The sequence below is a fragment of the Escherichia coli DSM 30083 = JCM 1649 = ATCC 11775 genome (assembly GCF_003697165.2).
In the GTDB taxonomy this organism is placed as follows: Bacteria; Pseudomonadota; Gammaproteobacteria; order Enterobacterales; family Enterobacteriaceae; genus Escherichia; species Escherichia coli.
Map to the genome: position 1 here is coordinate 377,565 of NZ_CP033092.2, position 17,345 is coordinate 394,909.

17 protein-coding genes are annotated in these 17,345 nt (G+C 52.1%); 11 read left to right on the plus strand and 6 right to left on the minus strand.

The genetic code is table 11. The annotated features are described in order from the left end of the window. The 11 genes from rpe to yhfS all read left to right on the plus strand — a co-directional run bounded on the left by rpe (position 1) and on the right by yhfS (position 9,996). On the plus strand, positions 1 to 678 hold the full coding sequence (gene rpe / locus EAS44_RS02535; protein ID WP_000816280.1) for a ribulose-phosphate 3-epimerase: 678 nt from the start codon (positions 1 to 3) through the stop codon (positions 676 to 678). Further along, positions 671 to 1,429: a phosphoglycolate phosphatase gene (gene gph, locus EAS44_RS02540; RefSeq protein WP_001031712.1), complete on the plus strand. Its 759-nt coding sequence runs from the start codon at positions 671 to 673 to the stop codon at positions 1,427 to 1,429. The genes rpe and gph overlap by 8 nt, the downstream gene beginning before the upstream one ends. After that, entirely contained in the window at positions 1,422 to 2,426 is a 1,005-nt protein-coding gene (trpS, locus tag EAS44_RS02545; protein WP_000165543.1) for a tryptophan--tRNA ligase, read from the plus strand. The genes gph and trpS overlap by 8 nt, the downstream gene beginning before the upstream one ends. A gap of 159 nt (positions 2,427 to 2,585) precedes the next feature. After that, positions 2,586 to 3,491: a GntR family transcriptional regulator YhfZ gene (gene yhfZ / locus EAS44_RS02550; protein ID WP_001254826.1), complete on the plus strand. Its 906-nt coding sequence runs from the start codon at positions 2,586 to 2,588 to the stop codon at positions 3,489 to 3,491. 16 nt (positions 3,492 to 3,507) lie between these two features. After that, positions 3,508 to 3,870, plus strand: coding sequence for a hypothetical protein (gene yhfY, locus EAS44_RS02555; RefSeq protein WP_001296472.1), 363 nt, complete (start codon positions 3,508 to 3,510; stop codon positions 3,868 to 3,870). An 83-nt stretch (positions 3,871 to 3,953) separates the two neighbouring features. Continuing rightward, positions 3,954 to 5,117, plus strand: a complete 1,164-nt coding sequence (gene yhfX, locus EAS44_RS02560; protein WP_000497363.1) for a YhfX family PLP-dependent enzyme — start codon at positions 3,954 to 3,956, stop codon at positions 5,115 to 5,117. Then, on the plus strand, positions 5,118 to 6,344 hold the full coding sequence (yhfW, locus tag EAS44_RS02565; RefSeq protein ID WP_000090651.1) for a phosphopentomutase: 1,227 nt from the start codon (positions 5,118 to 5,120) through the stop codon (positions 6,342 to 6,344). Beyond that, positions 6,341 to 7,219, plus strand: a complete 879-nt coding sequence (gene php / locus EAS44_RS02570) for a phosphotriesterase-related protein (RefSeq protein ID WP_000006993.1) — start codon at positions 6,341 to 6,343, stop codon at positions 7,217 to 7,219. The genes yhfW and php overlap by 4 nt, the downstream gene beginning before the upstream one ends. 10 nt (positions 7,220 to 7,229) lie before the next feature. After that, positions 7,230 to 7,583: a DUF2620 domain-containing protein gene (yhfU, locus tag EAS44_RS02575; protein ID WP_000719728.1), complete on the plus strand. Its 354-nt coding sequence runs from the start codon at positions 7,230 to 7,232 to the stop codon at positions 7,581 to 7,583. An 11-nt stretch (positions 7,584 to 7,594) separates the two neighbouring features. Next, positions 7,595 to 8,899, plus strand: coding sequence for a YhfT family protein (yhfT, locus tag EAS44_RS02580; protein ID WP_000366841.1), 1,305 nt, complete (start codon positions 7,595 to 7,597; stop codon positions 8,897 to 8,899). 11 nt (positions 8,900 to 8,910) lie between these two features. Then, complete coding sequence (yhfS, locus tag EAS44_RS02585) at positions 8,911 to 9,996, plus strand: aminotransferase class I/II-fold pyridoxal phosphate-dependent enzyme (RefSeq protein WP_000847184.1); 1,086 nt, start codon at positions 8,911 to 8,913, stop codon at positions 9,994 to 9,996. A gap of 107 nt (positions 9,997 to 10,103) precedes the next feature. On the opposite strand, the gene yhfL is transcribed toward yhfS, so the two are convergent. From yhfL to tsgA, 6 genes are all read right to left on the minus strand, one after another. Beyond that, on the minus strand, positions 10,104 to 10,271 hold the full coding sequence (gene yhfL / locus EAS44_RS02590; protein ID WP_001031834.1) for a YhfL family protein: 168 nt from the start codon (positions 10,269 to 10,271) through the stop codon (positions 10,104 to 10,106). A 251-nt stretch (positions 10,272 to 10,522) separates the two neighbouring features. Next, the gene (gene cysG, locus EAS44_RS02595; protein WP_000349869.1) at positions 10,523 to 11,896 is read right to left on the minus strand and encodes a siroheme synthase CysG; all 1,374 of its coding nucleotides are present in this window, start codon (positions 11,894 to 11,896) and stop codon (positions 10,523 to 10,525) included. Between the two features lie 18 nt (positions 11,897 to 11,914). Then, positions 11,915 to 12,721: a nitrite transporter NirC gene (nirC, locus tag EAS44_RS02600; RefSeq protein WP_000493588.1), complete on the minus strand. Its 807-nt coding sequence runs from the start codon at positions 12,719 to 12,721 to the stop codon at positions 11,915 to 11,917. A 125-nt stretch (positions 12,722 to 12,846) separates the two neighbouring features. After that, positions 12,847 to 13,173 carry a nitrite reductase small subunit NirD gene (gene nirD, locus EAS44_RS02605; protein ID WP_000084762.1) on the minus strand — a complete coding sequence of 109 codons (327 nt, stop codon included), beginning with the start codon at positions 13,171 to 13,173 and terminating at the stop codon, positions 12,847 to 12,849. Beyond that, positions 13,170 to 15,713: an NADPH-nitrite reductase large subunit gene (gene nirB / locus EAS44_RS02610; RefSeq protein ID WP_000049213.1), complete on the minus strand. Its 2,544-nt coding sequence runs from the start codon at positions 15,711 to 15,713 to the stop codon at positions 13,170 to 13,172. Before nirB ends, nirD begins: the two co-directional genes overlap by 4 nt. A gap of 261 nt (positions 15,714 to 15,974) precedes the next feature. Then, positions 15,975 to 17,156, minus strand: a complete 1,182-nt coding sequence (tsgA, locus tag EAS44_RS02620) for an MFS transporter TsgA (RefSeq protein WP_000185247.1) — start codon at positions 17,154 to 17,156, stop codon at positions 15,975 to 15,977. Positions 17,157 to 17,345: the final 189 nt, after the last annotated feature.

Consider the following 17,345-nt stretch of genomic DNA (forward strand, 5'->3'; position numbering starts at 1 on the left):
ATGAAACAGTATTTGATTGCTCCCTCAATTCTGTCGGCTGATTTTGCCCGCCTGGGTGAAGATACCGCAAAAGCCCTGGCAGCTGGCGCTGATGTCGTGCATTTTGACGTCATGGATAACCACTATGTTCCCAATCTGACGATTGGGCCAATGGTGCTGAAATCCTTGCGTAACTACGGCATTACCGCCCCTATCGACGTACATCTGATGGTGAAACCCGTCGATCGCATTGTGCCTGATTTCGCTGCCGCTGGTGCCAGCATCATTACCTTTCATCCAGAAGCCTCCGAGCATGTTGACCGCACGCTGCAACTGATTAAAGAAAATGGCTGTAAAGCGGGTTTGGTATTTAACCCGGCGACACCTCTGAGTTATCTGGATTACGTGATGGATAAGCTGGATGTGATCCTGCTGATGTCCGTCAATCCTGGTTTCGGCGGTCAGTCTTTCATTCCTCAAACACTGGATAAACTGCGCGAAGTACGTCGTCGTATCGACGAGTCTGGCTTTGACATTCGACTGGAAGTGGACGGTGGCGTGAAGGTGAACAACATTGGCGAAATCGCTGCGGCGGGCGCGGATATGTTTGTTGCTGGTTCGGCAATCTTCGACCAGCCAGACTACAAAAAAGTCATTGATGAAATGCGCAGTGAACTGGCAAAGGTAAGTCATGAATAAGTTTGAAGATATTCGCGGCGTCGCTTTTGATCTCGACGGTACGCTGGTTGACAGTGCCCCCGGTCTTGCTGCTGCGGTAGATATGGCGCTGTATGCGCTGGAGTTGCCTGTCGCAGGTGAAGAACGCGTTATTACCTGGATTGGTAACGGCGCAGATATTCTGATGGAGCGCGCATTGACCTGGGCGCGTCAGGAACGTGCGACTCTGCGTAAAACAATGGGTAAACCGCCCGTTGATGACGACATTCCGGCAGAAGAACAGGTACGTATTCTGCGTAAACTGTTCGATCGCTACTATGGCGAGGTTGCCGAAGAGGGGACGTTTTTGTTCCCGCACGTTGCCGATACGTTGGGCGCGTTGCAGGCTAAAGGCCTGCCGCTAGGCCTGGTCACCAACAAACCGACGCCGTTCGTCGCGCCGCTGCTCGAAGCCTTAGATATCGCCAAATACTTCAGCGTGGTTATCGGCGGCGATGATGTGCAAAACAAAAAACCGCATCCGGACCCGCTGTTACTGGTGGCTGAACGGATGGGCATTGCTCCACAACAGATGCTGTTTGTCGGCGACTCACGCAATGATATTCAGGCAGCAAAAGCGGCAGGTTGCCCATCAGTTGGCTTAACCTACGGATATAACTACGGCGAGGCTATCGATCTCAGCCAGCCTGATGTAATTTATCAGTCTCTAAATGACCTTCTGCCCGCATTAGGGCTTCCGCATAGCGAAAATCAGGAATCGAAAAATGACTAAGCCCATCGTTTTTAGTGGCGCACAGCCCTCAGGTGAATTGACCATTGGTAACTACATGGGTGCGCTGCGTCAGTGGGTAAACATGCAGGATGACTACCATTGCATTTACTGTATCGTTGACCAACACGCGATCACCGTGCGCCAGGATGCACAGAAGCTGCGTAAAGCGACGCTGGATACGCTGGCGTTGTATCTGGCTTGTGGTATCGATCCTGAGAAAAGCACCATTTTTGTTCAGTCCCACGTGCCGGAACATGCGCAGTTAGGCTGGGCATTGAACTGCTATACCTACTTCGGCGAACTGAGCCGCATGACACAGTTTAAAGATAAATCTGCGCGTTATGCCGAGAACATCAACGCTGGTCTGTTTGACTATCCGGTGCTGATGGCAGCGGACATCCTGCTGTATCAAACTAATCTGGTGCCGGTGGGTGAAGACCAGAAACAGCACCTGGAACTGAGCCGCGATATCGCCCAGCGTTTCAACGCGCTGTACGGCGATATCTTTAAGGTGCCAGAGCCGTTTATTCCGAAATCTGGCGCGCGCGTAATGTCGCTGCTGGAGCCGACCAAGAAGATGTCCAAGTCTGACGATAACCGCAATAACGTTATCGGCCTGCTGGAAGATCCGAAATCGGTAGTGAAGAAAATCAAACGCGCGGTCACTGACTCCGACGAGCCGCCGGTAGTTCGCTACGATGTGCAGAACAAAGCGGGCGTTTCCAACCTGCTGGATATCCTTTCTGCGGTAACGGGCCAGAGCATCCCGGAACTGGAAAAACAGTTCGAAGGCAAGATGTATGGTCATCTGAAAGGTGAAGTGGCTGATGCCGTTTCCGGTATGCTGACTGAATTGCAGGAACGTTACCACCGTTTCCGCAACGATGAAGCCTTCCTGCAACAGGTGATGAAAGACGGCGCAGAAAAAGCCAGCGCACACGCTTCCCGTACGCTAAAAGCGGTGTACGAAGCGATTGGTTTTGTGGCGAAGCCGTAATTTAACATTAATGCCAAAAACCGGGGAAACCCGGTTTTTTTATCCTCATTTGCAATAATCCGAAAAAATGTGAAGCGCCTCGCCGTTTCCACATCTCGCTGTTGCGCCTTATCTTCAAATTCCTGAAGATATAAACATTCATTTTATTGAAAATATATTATGCGTCGAACGTTTATCAAAAAAGAAGGCGTCGTTATCACGACACTGGCCCGTTATTTGTTGGGTGAAAAGTGCGGTAATCGACTGAAAACCATAGATGAGCTGGCAACTGAATGCCGTTCATCGGTTGGCCTGACGCAGGCCGCGTTGAAAACGCTGGAATCAAGCGGAGCGATACGGATTGAACGCCGTGGGCGCAATGGCAGTTATCTGGTCGAGATGGATAACAAAGCATTGCTGACTCATGTGGATATCAACAACGTGGTATGTGCGATGCCCTTGCCCTATACCCGTTTGTACGAAGGCCTGGCGAGCGGATTGAAAGCCCAGTTTGATGGCATTCCTTTTTACTATGCGCATATGCGCGGCGCGGATATTCGCGTGGAGTGTTTACTTAACGGCGTGTATGACATGGCGGTGGTTTCGCGACTGGCGGCGGAAAGTTATCTCACGCAAAAAGGATTATGCCTCGCGCTGGAGTTGGGACCGCATACCTACGTTGGCGAGCACCAGTTGATTTGCCGTAAAGGCGAGTCCGCAAACGTGAAGCGCGTGGGGCTGGATAACCGTTCGGCAGATCAGAAAATCATGACCGATGTCTTTTTTGGCGATAGTGATGTGGAACGAGTCGATCTCTCTTATCACGAGAGTTTACAACGCATTGTTAAAGGCGATGTTGACGCGGTTATCTGGAACGTAGTGGCGGAAAACGAACTGACTATGCTGGGATTAGAAGCGACGCCGCTCACAGACGATCCGCGATTTTTACAGGCCACCGAAGCCGTGATCCTGACGCGTGCCGATGATTACCCAATGCAACAACTGCTGCGTGCAGTTGTTGATAAACATGCCCTGCTTGCTCATCAACAGCGAGTAGTCAGTGGGGAACAGGAACCCAGTTATTAAACGAAAGGCATCTGATATGGAAACCAGACTCAACCTGCTTTGCGATGCAGGCGTTATTGATAAGGACATCTGCAAAGGCATGATGCAGGTCGTCAATGTACTGGAAACAGAGTGCCATCTACCGGTGCGCAGTGAGCAAGGAACGATGGCGATGACACATATGGCGAGTGCACTGATGCGCAGTCGCCGTGGTGAAGAAATAGAGCCGCTGGATGACGAATTGCTGGCGGAACTGGCGCAATCCAGCCACTGGCAAGCCGTTGTGCAATTGCATCAGGTATTGTTGAAGGAATTTGCACTGGAAGTTAACCCGTGTGAAGAAGGCTATTTGCTGGCCAACCTTTATGGATTATGGATGGCTGCTAACGAAGAGGTTTGAAGCTCCCGATAAATCCACGTCGTACAACCTAAATATTCAAAAAAATGAATATTTAATTCAAGGAACAGAAACGAGGCAACAAGATGTTTGTAGAAGCATTGAAACGCCAGAATCCGGCGCTGATTTCCGCCGCACTAAGTTTGTGGCAGCAGGGCAAGATCGCCCCGGACAGTTGGGTGATCGACGTGGATCAAGTTCTGGAAAACGGCAAGCGGCTGATTGAGACGGCGCGGCTTTACGGCATTGAACTGTATCTGATGACCAAACAATTCGGTCGTAATCCGTGGCTGGCAGAAAAACTGCTGGCTCTGGGCTACAGCGGCATTGTGGCGGTGGATTACAAAGAGGCGCGAGTCATGCGCCGCGCCGGTTTGCCGGTAGCGCATCAGGGGCATCTGGTACAAATCCCTTGTCATCAGGTTTCTGACGCCGTTGAACAGGGAACCGACGTCATCACTGTGTTTACCCTCGACAAAGCGCGGGAAATTTCTGCGGCAGCGGTGAAGACCGGACGTGTGCAGTCTGTGCTGCTCAAAGTTTATAGCGACGATGATTTTCTTTATCCGGGGCAGGAGAGCGGTTTTGTACAGCATTCGCTGCACGAGGTGGTTGCTGAAATCCAGAATCTGCCGGGGCTACATTTGGCGGGACTTACCCATTTCCCTTGCCTGCTTTGGGATGAGGCTGCCGGGAAAGTTTTGCCGACACCGAATCTTCACACGCTGGTACAAGCACGGGATCAACTGGCGAAATCTGGTATTGCGATTGAGCAACTGAACGCGCCTTCAGCGACCAGCTGCACGTCGCTGCCATTGCTGGCGGAATACGGTGTGACTCATACCGAACCCGGTCATGCGCTGACGGGTACTATTCCGGCAAATCAACAGGGCGATCAGCCTGAACGTATCGCGATGCTCTGGTTAAGTGAAATCTCCCATCATTTCCGTGGCGACAGCTACTGCTACGGCGGCGGTTACTACCGTCGTGGTCACGCGCAACATGCGCTGGTGTTTACGCCAGAAAATCAAAGAATTACTGAAACATATCTCAACGCCGTTGATGACAGCAGTATCGACTACACCCTGCCGCTGGCAGGCGAGCATCCGGTAAGCAGTGCAGTGGTGCTCTGTTTTCGCACGCAGATTTTTATCACCCGTAGCGATGTGGTGCTGGTGTCCGGTATTCACCGTGGCGAACCAGAAATAGTTGGTCGTTATGACAGCCTCGGCAACCCTCTGGAGGCGTAAATGGCGCGATTTGTGGTGTTAGTGATTGATAGCTTTGGCGTAGGGGCAATGAAAGATGTCACGTTGGTGCGTCCGCAGGATGCCGGGGCGAATACCTGTGGTCACATCCTGAGCCAGTTGCCGCATTTGCAGCTACCAACGCTGGAGACGCTGGGGCTAATCAACGCATTGGGTTATGCGCCTGGCGATATGCAGCCGTCAGACTCCTCCACCTGGGGCGTGGCGGAACTGCAACATGAAGGTGGCGATACCTTTATGGGGCATCAGGAGATTTTAGGTACGCGCCCATTACCGCCGCTGCGGATGCCCTTTCGTGATGTGATTGACCGTGTTGAGCAGGCATTAGTATCCGCCGGTTGGCAGGTGGAGCGTCGTGGCGATGATCTGCAATTTCTGTGGGTCAATCAGGCGGTTGCGATTGGCGATAATCTCGAGGCGGATTTAGGCCAGGTCTATAACATCACCGCCAATCTCTCTGTGATCTCTTTTGACGACGCAATCAAAATGGGTCGTATTGTGCGTGAGCAGGTACAGGTCGGTCGGGTCATTACATTTGGCGGCCTGTTACCCGACAGTCAACGCATTCTCGATGCCGCAGAAAGCAAAGAAGGGCGCTTTATTGGCATCAATGCGCCGCGTTCTGGCGCCTATGACAACGGTTTCCAGGTCGTACATATGGGCTACGGTGTTGATGAAAAAGTGCAGGTGCCGCAAAAACTGTATGAAGCGGGCGTGCCAACCGTGCTGGTGGGTAAGGTGGCAGATATCGTCAGCAATCCTTATGGCGTGAGCTGGCAAAACCTGGTGGATAGCCAGCGGATTATGGATATCACCCTCAACGAATTTAACACCTATCCGACGGCGTTTATTTGTACCAATATCCAGGAAACCGACCTCGCTGGTCATGCAGAAGACGTCGCACGTTATGCCGAACGTTTGCAGGTCGTTGACCGTAACCTTGCCCGGCTTGTTGAGGCGATGCAGCCAGATGATTGCCTGGTCGTGATGGCGGATCACGGTAACGATCCGACCATTGGTCACAGCCACCATACCCGCGAAGTGGTGCCAGTGCTGGTTTATCAGCAAGGACTGGTCGCTACGCAGCTCGGTGTGCGCACCACGCTTTCTGATGTGGGGGCTACAGTGTGTGAATTTTTCCGTGCGCCACCGCCACAAAATGGTCGCTCTTTTCTTTCCTCCTTCCGGTTTGCAGGAGACACCCTATGAGTTTTGATCCGACGGGCTACACCCTTGCCCATGAGCATCTGCATATTGATCTTTCCGGCTTTAAAAACAACGTGGACTGCCGCCTTGATCAGTATGCGTTCATTTGCCAGGAGATGAACGACCTGATGGCCCGGGGCGTGCGTAATGTGATTGAGATGACCAACCGTTACATGGGGCGCAATGTGCAATTTATGCTCGATGTAATGCGCGAAACCGGGATCAACGTGGTGGCCTGTACCGGTTATTACCAGGACGCGTTTTTCCCGGAACATGTGGCGACCCGCAGCGTGCAGGAACTGGCGCAGGAGATGGTCGATGAAATTGAGCAGGGTATCGATGGCACTGACCTGAAAGCCGGGATCATCGCGGAGATTGGCTCCAGCGAAGGGAAGATTACGCCGCTGGAAGAGAAGGTGTTTATTGCCGCCGCGCTGGCACATAACCAGACCGGACGCCCGATCTCCACGCATACGTCGTTCAGCACGATGGGGCTGGAGCAACTGGCTCTGTTGCAAGCCCACGGAGTTGATCTTTCGCGCGTCACCGTCGGCCACTGCGATCTGAAAGACAATCTCGACAACATTTTGAAGATGATCGATCTCGGCGCGTATGTGCAGTTCGACACCATCGGCAAGAACAGTTACTACCCGGACGAAAAGCGCATTGCGATGCTCCATGCGCTACGTGACCGTGGGTTGCTGAACCGCGTCATGCTGTCGATGGATATTACGCGGCGCTCTCATTTAAAAGCCAACGGTGGTTATGGCTATGACTTTTTATTGACCACCTTTATTCCGCAATTGCGCCAGTCAGGATTCAGTCAGGCCGATGTGGATGTGATGTTACGTGAAAATCCCTCTCAATTTTTCCAATAAGGACAGACTCATGAAAAAGATTGGCGTTGCAGGCTTACAGCGTGAGCAGATTAAAAAAACCATTGAAGCGACGGCTCCTGGCTGTTTTGAAGTTTTCATTCACAACGACATGGAAGCGGCAATGAAAGTGAAATCCGGGCAACTGGATTACTACATCGGTGCGTGTAATACCGGTGCGGGCGCGGCATTGTCGATTGCTATCGCGGTGATTGGCTATAACAAAAGTTGCACCATTGCCAAGCCGGGCATTAAAGCGAAAGACGAACATATCGCCAAAATGATCGCTGAAGGAAAAGTGGCGTTTGGCCTTTCCGTTGAGCACGTTGAACACGCGATTCCGATGCTGATTAACCATCTGAAATAAAAGGCACGACTATGGATCTGTATATTCAGATTATCGTGGTGGCGTGCCTGACGGGTATGACATCGCTTCTGGCGCATCGCTCGGCGGCCGTTTTTCATGACGGTATCCGCCCGATCCTGCCACAACTGATTGAAGGCTATATGAACCGTCGCGAGGCGGGGAGTATCGCTTTTGGTCTGAGCATTGGTTTTGTGGCCTCGGTGGGGATCTCTTTTACCCTGAAAAACGGGCTGCTCAACGCATGGTTACTCTTTCTTCCTACCGATATCCTCGGCGTACTGGCGATAAACAGCCTGATGGCGTTTGGTCTTGGTGCTATCTGGGGAATATTGATCCTCACCTGTCTGTTGCCAGTAAACCAGCTGCTGACCGCGCTACCGGTGGATGTATTAGGTAGCCTGGGGGAATTAAGCTCGCCGGTGGTTTCAGCTTTTGCACTGTTCCCGTTGGTGGCGATTTTCTACCAGTTTGGCTGGAAGCAAAGTCTGATCGCCGCCGTGGTGGTACTGATGACTCGTGTGGTGGTAGTGCGCTATTCCCCACATCTTAACCCTGAATCCATCGAAATCTTTATTGGCATGGTGATGCTGCTGGGGATCGCAATAACTCATGACCTGCGTCATCGTGATGAAAATGATATCGATGCCAGCGGTATGTCGGTGTTTGAAGAGCGTACATCACGGATTATCAAAAACTTACCGTATATCGCCATCGTGGGTGCATTGATTGCTGCCGTTGCCAGCATGAAGATTTTCGCCGGTAGTGAAGTGTCGATCTTCACACTGGAGAAAGCGTACTCCGCAGGCGTAACGCCGGAACAATCGCAAACACTAATCAACCAGGCGGCACTGGCAGAATTTATGCGCGGGCTGGGTTTTGTGCCGTTGATTGCCACCACGGCGTTAGCCACCGGTGTGTATGCAGTTGCGGGCTTTACCTTTGTTTATGCGGTGGGCTATCTCTCGCCGAATCCGATGGTTGCAGCGGTATTAGGCGCAGTGGTTATTTCGGCGGAAGTCTTGCTGCTTCGTTCGATCGGCAAATGGTTGGGGCGCTACCCGTCGGTACGTAATGCGTCGGATAACATCCGTAACGCCATGAATATGCTGATGGAAGTGGCGTTGCTGGTCGGTTCGATCTTTGCAGCAATCAAAATGGCGGGCTATACCGGATTCTCTATCGCGGTTGCCATTTACTTCCTCAACGAATCCCTGGGCCGTCCGGTACAGAAAATGGCGGCACCGGTCGTAGCAGTAATGATCACCGGCATCCTGCTGAATGTTCTTTACTGGCTTGGCCTGTTCGTTCCGGCTTAAGGAAGGCACCTATGAAGACGTTTCCTCTGCAAAGCCTGACGCTTATTGAGGCGCAGCAAAAGCAGTTTGCGCTGGTGGACACGATTTGCCGTCATTTTCCTGGCTGCGAGTTTCTTACCTGCGGTGATTTGGGCTTAACGCCGGGGCTAAATCAGCCCCGCATTACCCAGCGTGTGGAACAGGTGCTGGCTGACGCGTTTCACGCACAGGCCGCGGCGCTGGTACAGGGCGCGGGTACTGGCGCGATCCGTGCGGCACTGGCGGCTTTGCTCAAATCGGGGCAGCGTCTTCTGGTGCATGACGCGCCTGTTTACCCGACGACACGGGTTATTATTGAGCAGATGGGGCTAACGCTCATTACGGCTGATTTCAATGATCTGTCGGCACTGAAGCAGGTTGTTGACGAGCAACAACCTGATGCAGCGCTGGTGCAGCATACGCGCCAGCAGCCGCAGGACCGCTATGTGCTGGCAGACGTGCTGGCAACGTTGCGCGCGGCAGGTGTTCCAGCGTTAACCGATGACAACTATGCGGTGATGAAGGTAGCGCGAATCGGCTGCGAATGCGGGGCGAATGTGTCGACATTTTCCTGCTTCAAGCTATTTGGGCCAGAGGGCGTTGGTGCGGTGGTAGGCGATGCCGATGTTATTAGCCGGATTCGCGCCACGCTCTATTCCGGCGGCAGTCAGATTCAGGGGGCGCAGGCATTAGAGGTGTTGCGTGGTCTGGTGCTCGCGCCAGTGATGCACGCGGTGCAGGCGGGGGTATCTGAACGGTTGCTGGCTTTGCTTAACGGCGGCGCGGTGGCGGAAGTGAAAAGCGCCGTCATTGCCAATGCACAGTCGAAGGTATTGATTGTGGAGTTTCATCAGCCGATTGCCGCCAGAGTGCTGGAAGAGGCGCAGAAACTCGGTGCCTTGCCTTACCCGGTTGGTGCAGAGTCAAAATATGAAATCCCGCCGCTCTTTTATCGACTTTCCGGAACGTTTCGCCAGGCGAATCCGCAGTTAGAACATTGCGCGATTCGCATTAACCCAAATCGCAGCGGTGAAGAGACGATATTGCGGATCTTGCGTGAAAGTATTGCCAGCATTTAATCGTTGTAAACGATATTTTTGAAAAGAATGCAGAAACAAATACGCCCTCGGATAACTCCGAGGGCGTCAGGCAATTAAACCGGCGTTAGCCGATTTCTGTCAGAGACTTACTGTGCAGTCGGACCGCAACCGCCAATGATTTTAGAAATAGAAATAGCCGGGTGCAGCAGGTAGTCGTAAGAGCAGTTCTTATCACGGTTTTCAATATGACCAGTACATGCAGTTAACGTAGCCAGTACTGCGCCTACCAGTGCAACTTTAATAAATTTGTTCATTTACATTCCCTATGTATTATATATTAATTAATATTCATTGATTATATGAATATAAGCAGACTGCTCATTAAGAACGATACAGGAATATTCAATTAGCGTCAGTAAGCGATTGACTTAATTTTGTAAGTCGCTGTAACGGTGAATATAACCCATTAGCAGACAATATTTATTAAGGGGTTATGTTTTTATCTGCTGAATATATAAAGAGAGTTGTAAACGAAAAAGGCCAGACTTCTCTGGCCCTGGTTAAATTAATGGTTAGAGAACCAGTTCAATTTATCGCGCAGGCCAACAACCCGACCAATAATAATTAGCGATGGACTGTTCATTTGCTGCGCCAGTTCGCCCAGCTGCGTGAGCGTACCGTCAATCACGCGCTGCGTGACTGCCGTTCCGTTTTCGACAATTGCCACCGGCATTTCACCAGGCATACCGTATTCAATCAGCTTTTGCTGAATAGTTGCAGCCTGATTCAGCCCCATATAGAACACCAGCGTCTGTTTTTCTGCCGCCAGGTTTTCCCAGTCCAGCTCGCCACCGGTTTTTAAGTGTCCGGTAATTAAGCGTACGCTCTGGGCATAATCGCGATGCGTGAGCGGAATACCCGAATAGGCAGAGCAACCAGAAGCTGCGGTAATACCCGGAACCACCGAGAACGGAATACCCGCGTTGCACAGTGTTTCCAGCTCTTCTCCGCCACGCCCGAAAATAAACGGATCGCCGCCTTTCAGACGCACCACGCGTTTACCTTTTTGCGCTTCCCGCAGCAAGATCTGGTTAATCTCTTCCTGCGGTACGCAGTGGTATCCCGCGCGTTTGCCGACGAAAACGCGATCAGCATCGCGGCGTATCAGATTCATAATATCGTCAGAAACCAGACGGTCGTAGACCACCACATCTGCCTGCTGAATTTGTTGCAGACCTTTCAGTGTCAGCAGCCCGGCATCGCCCGGACCTGCACCAACCAGCACCACTTCACCGCGATGGTCGAGCGGTTCATTGATTAACTGTTCGGTGGTTTCAGTAATGGCTTTCTGATCGTTGTTGGCCAGCGACTGCGCCAGGCGGTCGTTAACGAACAATTTCTCCCAGAAACGGCGACGCTCACCCATCGTGGCGAACTGCTGTTTTACTCGCCCGCGTAATTGCCCGGCGTATTTCGCTACCTGGCCCAGATGTAACGGCAGCAGTGATTCGAGTTTTTCGCGCAACAGGCGCGCCAGAACCGGAGAAGTACCGCCAGAGGATACCGCTACCATGAGCGGTGAGCGGTCAATAATCGACGGCATAATAAAGCTGGCGGCTTTCGGCGCATCGACCACGTTACAGAAGATACGACGAGATTCAGCGGCTTCGCTGACGCGCTGGTTAAGCGCGTCATCATCTGTCGCTGCAATCGCCAGCCAGCAGGTGTCGAGAAGGCTTTCATCAAATGGCCCTTCGACGAGGGTTAACATGCCTGCATCTGCCCATGCGGTGAACTGTGGAATAAACGCTAATGCATTCACCGTTAAGCGAGCGCCTGCGTCTAACAGCAACCTTGCTTTGCGTTCCGCGACATCACCACCGCCGACAATCAGACAGTCGCGATCGCGTAATTGGCAAAATATAGGCAAATGATCCACGTAAAAACCCCTTAGTAATTAACCGGCAGCCGTTTCAGTTTGATTAAATTTGTCCGCAACCGGACGATTCGCTTTCGGCGTAGCATACCAATAACCCAATCCCATGAATACGGCACCTGATAAAGTATTACCCAGCGTCACCCACAGCAGGTTATGACCAATACCCGCCAGCGTGTAGGCTTCGCTGTGGTTGCCGAACCAGGAGAGGGCGAACAGCGTCATGTTAGCGATGGAGTGCTCGTAGCCGGACGCGATAAATGCCAGCAGACACCACCAGATAGCGATAAATTTCGCCGCCCCTTCTGTACGCAATGCCATCCAGATAGCCAGGCAAACCAGCCAGTTACACAATGCACCTTTGAAGAACAGTACCATTGCCGGTGCAGTGGTTTTAGCCAGCGCAACGGAGTGAACGATGCTGGTATCGACCGGCAGCAGGCTACCGCCGCCCCAGCTATAAAGCATGGCAACGAAGACGGAACCGACCAGGTTACCCAGCCAGGTTTGCGGCAGGATTGCCCACATTTGCCCGTGGCTGATAGTGCCCGCTTTCACCCCAAAGGTGAGGAACATGGTGTGTCCGGTGAACAGTTCAGAACCAGCAATAATGACCAGCGTTAAGGCGATACCAAAGGTCGCGCCCATCACCAGAGGACGTACGGACGGGTCGAGCAAATTACCGAGCGTGAAAATCAGGATGATCCCAAGACCCACATACGCGCCCGCCATGGCGGAGCTGACCCAAAAGCCGAGCGGGTTATTTGCCGACAGGCGTGCAATGCGCGCAGCGTTAGCCGCACACTTAGTAATAGTGTCTGTAAACATTTGATTATCCTTTAAAAAATAAAAACAAAAAATAAAACAAAAAGTTTAAAAAATGTCCTGCAATATACCGAAGGTTATTACAGGACCATGCAAAAAGGGGAGGCATTGCGCCTCCCGTTAAAATATTAACCGCGCAGCTGTACCACGCCGTCTTTCACTCGCGCGTCGTAATGCTTGACGGAAAACTGTTCGTCTTCCATGCACAAGCCGTCGCTTAAGCGAAAACGCTGCTTTTTCAGCGGACTGGCGACCCACAGCTCGCCCTGGTGTTCCGCAATCAACCCGCGTGACAGCACGCTGGACTCGAAGAACGGGTCGATGTTGCTGATCGCAAACACCTGATCGCTGTGATACGGGCGGAAAATTGCTACTTGTTCGTCACCTAACAGCGCGCAGACGCCGGTTTCAGGCAGGATGTCATCGATTTTGCAGATGTCTTTCCACTGGCTCATGCGTTGTCCTCCACCAGAGTTACCGGGATACGTTCATACGGCGTTGCCGGACGGTGCTGTTCGCGCTCTGGCACCATCTGCACGTTCGGGTCACGCTTATCGCTGTTGATGAAGTGTTTGAAGCGAGTCTGCGCAGACGGGGTATTGACCGTTTCAGTCCACTCACACACTACCGCTTCACGCAGGCGCGCCATCTCTTCTTCCAGATGTGCGTTCAGCCCCAGTTTGTCGTCAATGATCACCGCTTTCAGGTAATCGATGCCACCTTCGAGGTTTTCTAACCACGGCGCGGTACGCGTCAGTTTGTCGGCAGTACGGATGTAGAACATCATGAAGCGGTCAAGATATTTAATCAGCGTTTCGCGATCGATATCCGCTGCCAGCAGATCCGCATGACGCGGTTTCATGCCGCCGTTACCGCAAACATACAGGTTCCAGCCTTTTTCGGTGGCGATAATACCCACGTCTTTACCCTGAGCTTCTGAACATTCACGGGTACAGCCGGAGACACCGAACTTCATTTTGTGCGGCGTACGGATGCCTTTGTAACGGTTTTCCAGTTCCACGCCGAGGCCGACGCTGTCGCCAACACCGTAGCGGCACCAGGTGCTTCCCACGCAGGTTTTCGCCATACGCAGTGCTTTCGCATAGGCATGACCGGTTTCGAAGCCGGCTTCAATCAGTTGACGCCAGATCTCCGGCAGATCGTCTTTCTGTGCGCCAAACATCGCCAGGCGCTGAGAGCCGGTGATTTTGGTGTAGAGATTAAATTCACGCGCGATACGACCCACTGCCATCAGCCCTTCCGGGGTGATTTCACCGCCCGGAGAACGCGGGATCACCGAGTAGGTGCCGTCTTTCTGGATGTTCGCGAGGAAGTTGTCGTTAGAATCCTGCAGCGGAGTATGTTCCGGCTTCAGAATGTATTCGTTCCAGCAGGAGGCCAGCAGCGAACCGACGGTCGGTTTACAAACTTCACAACCGTAACCTTTGCCGTGTTTCGCCAGCAGTTCTTCGAAGGTTTTAATGCCTTCAACGCGGATCAAATGGAACAGTTCCTGACGCGAATAAGCAAAGTGTTCACACAGGTTGTTGTTAACTTCGATACCCTGTTTCGCCAGTTCCGCGTTCAGTACCTGAGTGACCAGCGGAATACAACCGCCGCAGCCCGTACCGGCTTTGGTTTCGGCTTTCAGCGCCGCAACGGTGTGGCAGCCTTTGTTGATAGCAGCAATCAGGTCGCCTTTGGTGACGTCGAAGCAGGAGCAGATTTGCGCGCTGTCCGGCAGTTTATCAACACCGATAGACGGCTTACCGCTACCCGAGTGCGCTGGCAGGATCAGGGAATCCGGGTTTTCCGGCAGCTCGATAGCGTTCAGCACCAGTTGCAGCAGGTTGCCGTAGTCGCTGGTATCGCCCACCAGTACCGCACCGAGCAGGGTTTTGTTGTCTTCGCTGACAATCAGGCGTTTGTAGATCTCTTTGCTTTCGTCGAGGTAAACGTAGCTACGTGCGCCAGGCGTGCGACCGTGCGCATCACCAATACCGCCTACGTCTACGCCCAGCAGTTTCAGCTTGGCGCTAAGGTCTGCACCTTCAAAGGCGTTTTCGCTACCAAGAATATGGTCAACGGCGACCTGCGCCATTTTGTAGCCTGGTGCTACCAGACCAAATACACGGTTGTTCCAGCTTGCGCATTCACCGATGGCGTAGATATCCGGATCGGAAGTCTGGCAGGAATCATTTATGACGATACCCCCACGCGGAGCAACGTCCAGACCACACTGGGTTGCCAGCTTATCGCGCGGACGGATACCGGTAGAGAAGACGATAAAGTCGACTTCCAGTTCGCTGCCGTCGGCAAAACGCATGGTTTTACGCGCTTCAACACCTTCCTGCACAATCTCAAGAGTGTTTTTGCTGGTGTGAACGCGCACGCCCATACTTTCGATTTTGCGACGCAGCTGCTCGCCGCCCATCTGATCAAGCTGTTCCGCCATCAGCATAGGGGCAAATTCGATAACGTGGGTTTCAATGCCTAAGTTTTTCAGCGCGCCAGCAGCTTCCAGACCTAACAGGCCGCCACCAACAACGGCACCGCGCTTGCTGCGACGAGCGCAGGATTCAATGGCGTTGAGGTCTTCAATGGTGCGATAGACAAAGCAGTCCTGAGTATCAGAACCTTTAATTGGCGGGATCCACGGGTAGGAACCGGTCGCCATGATCAGCTTGTCATAAAAAACGGTACGTCCGGCGCTGGAGTGAATCACCTTCTCCTGACGGTTGATGGTGATAGCGCGTTCGCCGACCAGAACTTTGATGCCGTGTTTCTCGTAGAAGCCTTCGCGCACCAGCGACAGCTCTTCGGCGGTGTGGTGAGAGAAGTAAGACGAGAGGTGTACGCGGTCATAAGCGATGCGCGGTTCTTCACAGAAAACGGTAATATCAAAGTTGGCCGCATCAGATTTATCAAGAAGATCTTCGATAAAGCGATGGCCGACCATACCGTTACCGATAATTGCGAGTCTGACTTTGCTCATTTTTGCCTCGATTTCTTTTCTATTACCGCCTACCTTAACGATTCAGCAACCCCGCTTATTGATGTAAATCAAATTCACCTTTATATACTCCTTAAGGGGTATATTGCTGATTTGTATAAATTTTCTTAAGTCACGGAATTGTCTGACATTTCATGTTTGTGCAAAAAACAGACAAATTGAACGGATTTATAGAAATAGATGTACGTAGCAGAGTAAGAGAGGAAAAGGCCGGACGACGATAGTGCCGCCCGGCATGAACAATTAATGAGAGGTCAGGGTGTTATGCTGACGGTGACGGCTGACGAAACCTAACAGGAAGCACATCACAAAGACGACAGCGTACAGACCGTTTGCCGTCAGCAGCGCCGCCTGCGGACCACTATGTTCAACAATCGGGCCGGTAACCACAAAGGTCAACATAGTACCGATGGTCCCGCAGGTCAGGACAAAGTTAACCAGTTTTGGCGACGGTACTTTGGTCTGCTGTGAACCCAGGGTGATGATGGTGGTATAGATCGCGCTGGAGAAGAAGCCCAGGGCGAGAATTGACCACGCCATATGTGCCGGTGTTCCGGTGTTAAAGACGTACATCAGAATCGCAGCCAGACCAGCCAGTACGGTCAGGATACGTTGCAAATCAAAGAAGCGAAGAATAAAGCTGAACGCCCACATGCCGACCATGTACGACATCCAGAAGTTACTTACCAGCGTGCCAGCGTCATTCAGGCTCATGCCCAGGCCTTTGGCATATTCTGGCACCCAGGAGATAAAACCTAACTGACCGAGGATGTAGCACAGCGCCGCAACAGAGAGAAACAGTACGCCGATCCCCCACTTTTCTTTCTCTACCGGAGCATCTGTTTTTGGCGCATGTTTGCCCAGTGCCGGGAATTCACAGCCGAAGGTCAGAATAAAAATAGCGACATACACCAGCCCGATGCAGGCATAAACCCAGTACCACTCAATGCTACGTGCCAGCAGAAACGCGGCGATCATTGGGAAAATCATCCCGGCCATACTGAAGAAGGAGTCGGTAAATAACAGGCGTGAACCGCGCTGACGTCCTTCATACATTTGTGTTACCAGGAATGTACCAATCGACATGGTGATGCCGCTGACCACCCCGAGAATGAACATCGCCGCCGAGAACAGCGCCAGGCTGTGGCTGAACATCAAACCGGCAACCGCCAGCACCATCAGGAGAAAGCCAAAACGTAACTGCGTTTTCAACGGGACGATTTCCATCAGCCAGGCGTTGAGGAAGATAGAGATTAAAATGCCGGCATTGAGGAAGGTGAAGGTGTTACTCATGCTGGAAACAGGCAGATTGAAATAATCGGCGATATTTCCCATCACCATCCCGGTGACAATAACCAACGCACCGGTCAGTGCGTAGGAAAGAAAGCTAATCCATGTGAGCTTGATGCGATTGCTGTTAGTCATGATTGGCCTGCGTTCAAAAATAAAATGGCATAGCGGGCTATGCCGCGAGCGGGCGATTTTAGGCGATTTTGTGATCTGATTAAATGTTTTATTGCAATCGGTTGCTAAATTGCATTTTAAGAGGTGATTTTGATCACGGAATAAAAGTTATCCTCAGGTTACATATATTTCAGATACGTAAAATTAGGT

Coding starts and splice junctions, on each gene's coding strand:
- rpe (WP_000816280.1), top strand. CDS start 1: ATGAAACAGTATTTGATTGCTCCCTCAATTCTGTCGGCTGATTTTGCC.
- gph (WP_001031712.1), top strand. CDS start 671: ATGAATAAGTTTGAAGATATTCGCGGCGTCGCTTTTGATCTCGACGGT.
- trpS (WP_000165543.1), top strand. CDS start 1,422: ATGACTAAGCCCATCGTTTTTAGTGGCGCACAGCCCTCAGGTGAATTG.
- yhfZ (WP_001254826.1), top strand. CDS start 2,586: ATGCGTCGAACGTTTATCAAAAAAGAAGGCGTCGTTATCACGACACTG.
- yhfY (WP_001296472.1), top strand. CDS start 3,508: ATGGAAACCAGACTCAACCTGCTTTGCGATGCAGGCGTTATTGATAAG.
- yhfX (WP_000497363.1), top strand. CDS start 3,954: ATGTTTGTAGAAGCATTGAAACGCCAGAATCCGGCGCTGATTTCCGCC.
- yhfW (WP_000090651.1), top strand. CDS start 5,118: ATGGCGCGATTTGTGGTGTTAGTGATTGATAGCTTTGGCGTAGGGGCA.
- php (WP_000006993.1), top strand. CDS start 6,341: ATGAGTTTTGATCCGACGGGCTACACCCTTGCCCATGAGCATCTGCAT.
- yhfU (WP_000719728.1), top strand. CDS start 7,230: ATGAAAAAGATTGGCGTTGCAGGCTTACAGCGTGAGCAGATTAAAAAA.
- yhfT (WP_000366841.1), top strand. CDS start 7,595: ATGGATCTGTATATTCAGATTATCGTGGTGGCGTGCCTGACGGGTATG.
- yhfS (WP_000847184.1), top strand. CDS start 8,911: ATGAAGACGTTTCCTCTGCAAAGCCTGACGCTTATTGAGGCGCAGCAA.
- yhfL (WP_001031834.1), bottom strand. CDS start 10,271: ATGAACAAATTTATTAAAGTTGCACTGGTAGGCGCAGTACTGGCTACG.
- nirC (WP_000493588.1), bottom strand. CDS start 12,721: ATGTTTACAGACACTATTACTAAGTGTGCGGCTAACGCTGCGCGCATT.
- nirD (WP_000084762.1), bottom strand. CDS start 13,173: ATGAGCCAGTGGAAAGACATCTGCAAAATCGATGACATCCTGCCTGAA.
- nirB (WP_000049213.1), bottom strand. CDS start 15,713: ATGAGCAAAGTCAGACTCGCAATTATCGGTAACGGTATGGTCGGCCAT.
- tsgA (WP_000185247.1), bottom strand. CDS start 17,156: ATGACTAACAGCAATCGCATCAAGCTCACATGGATTAGCTTTCTTTCC.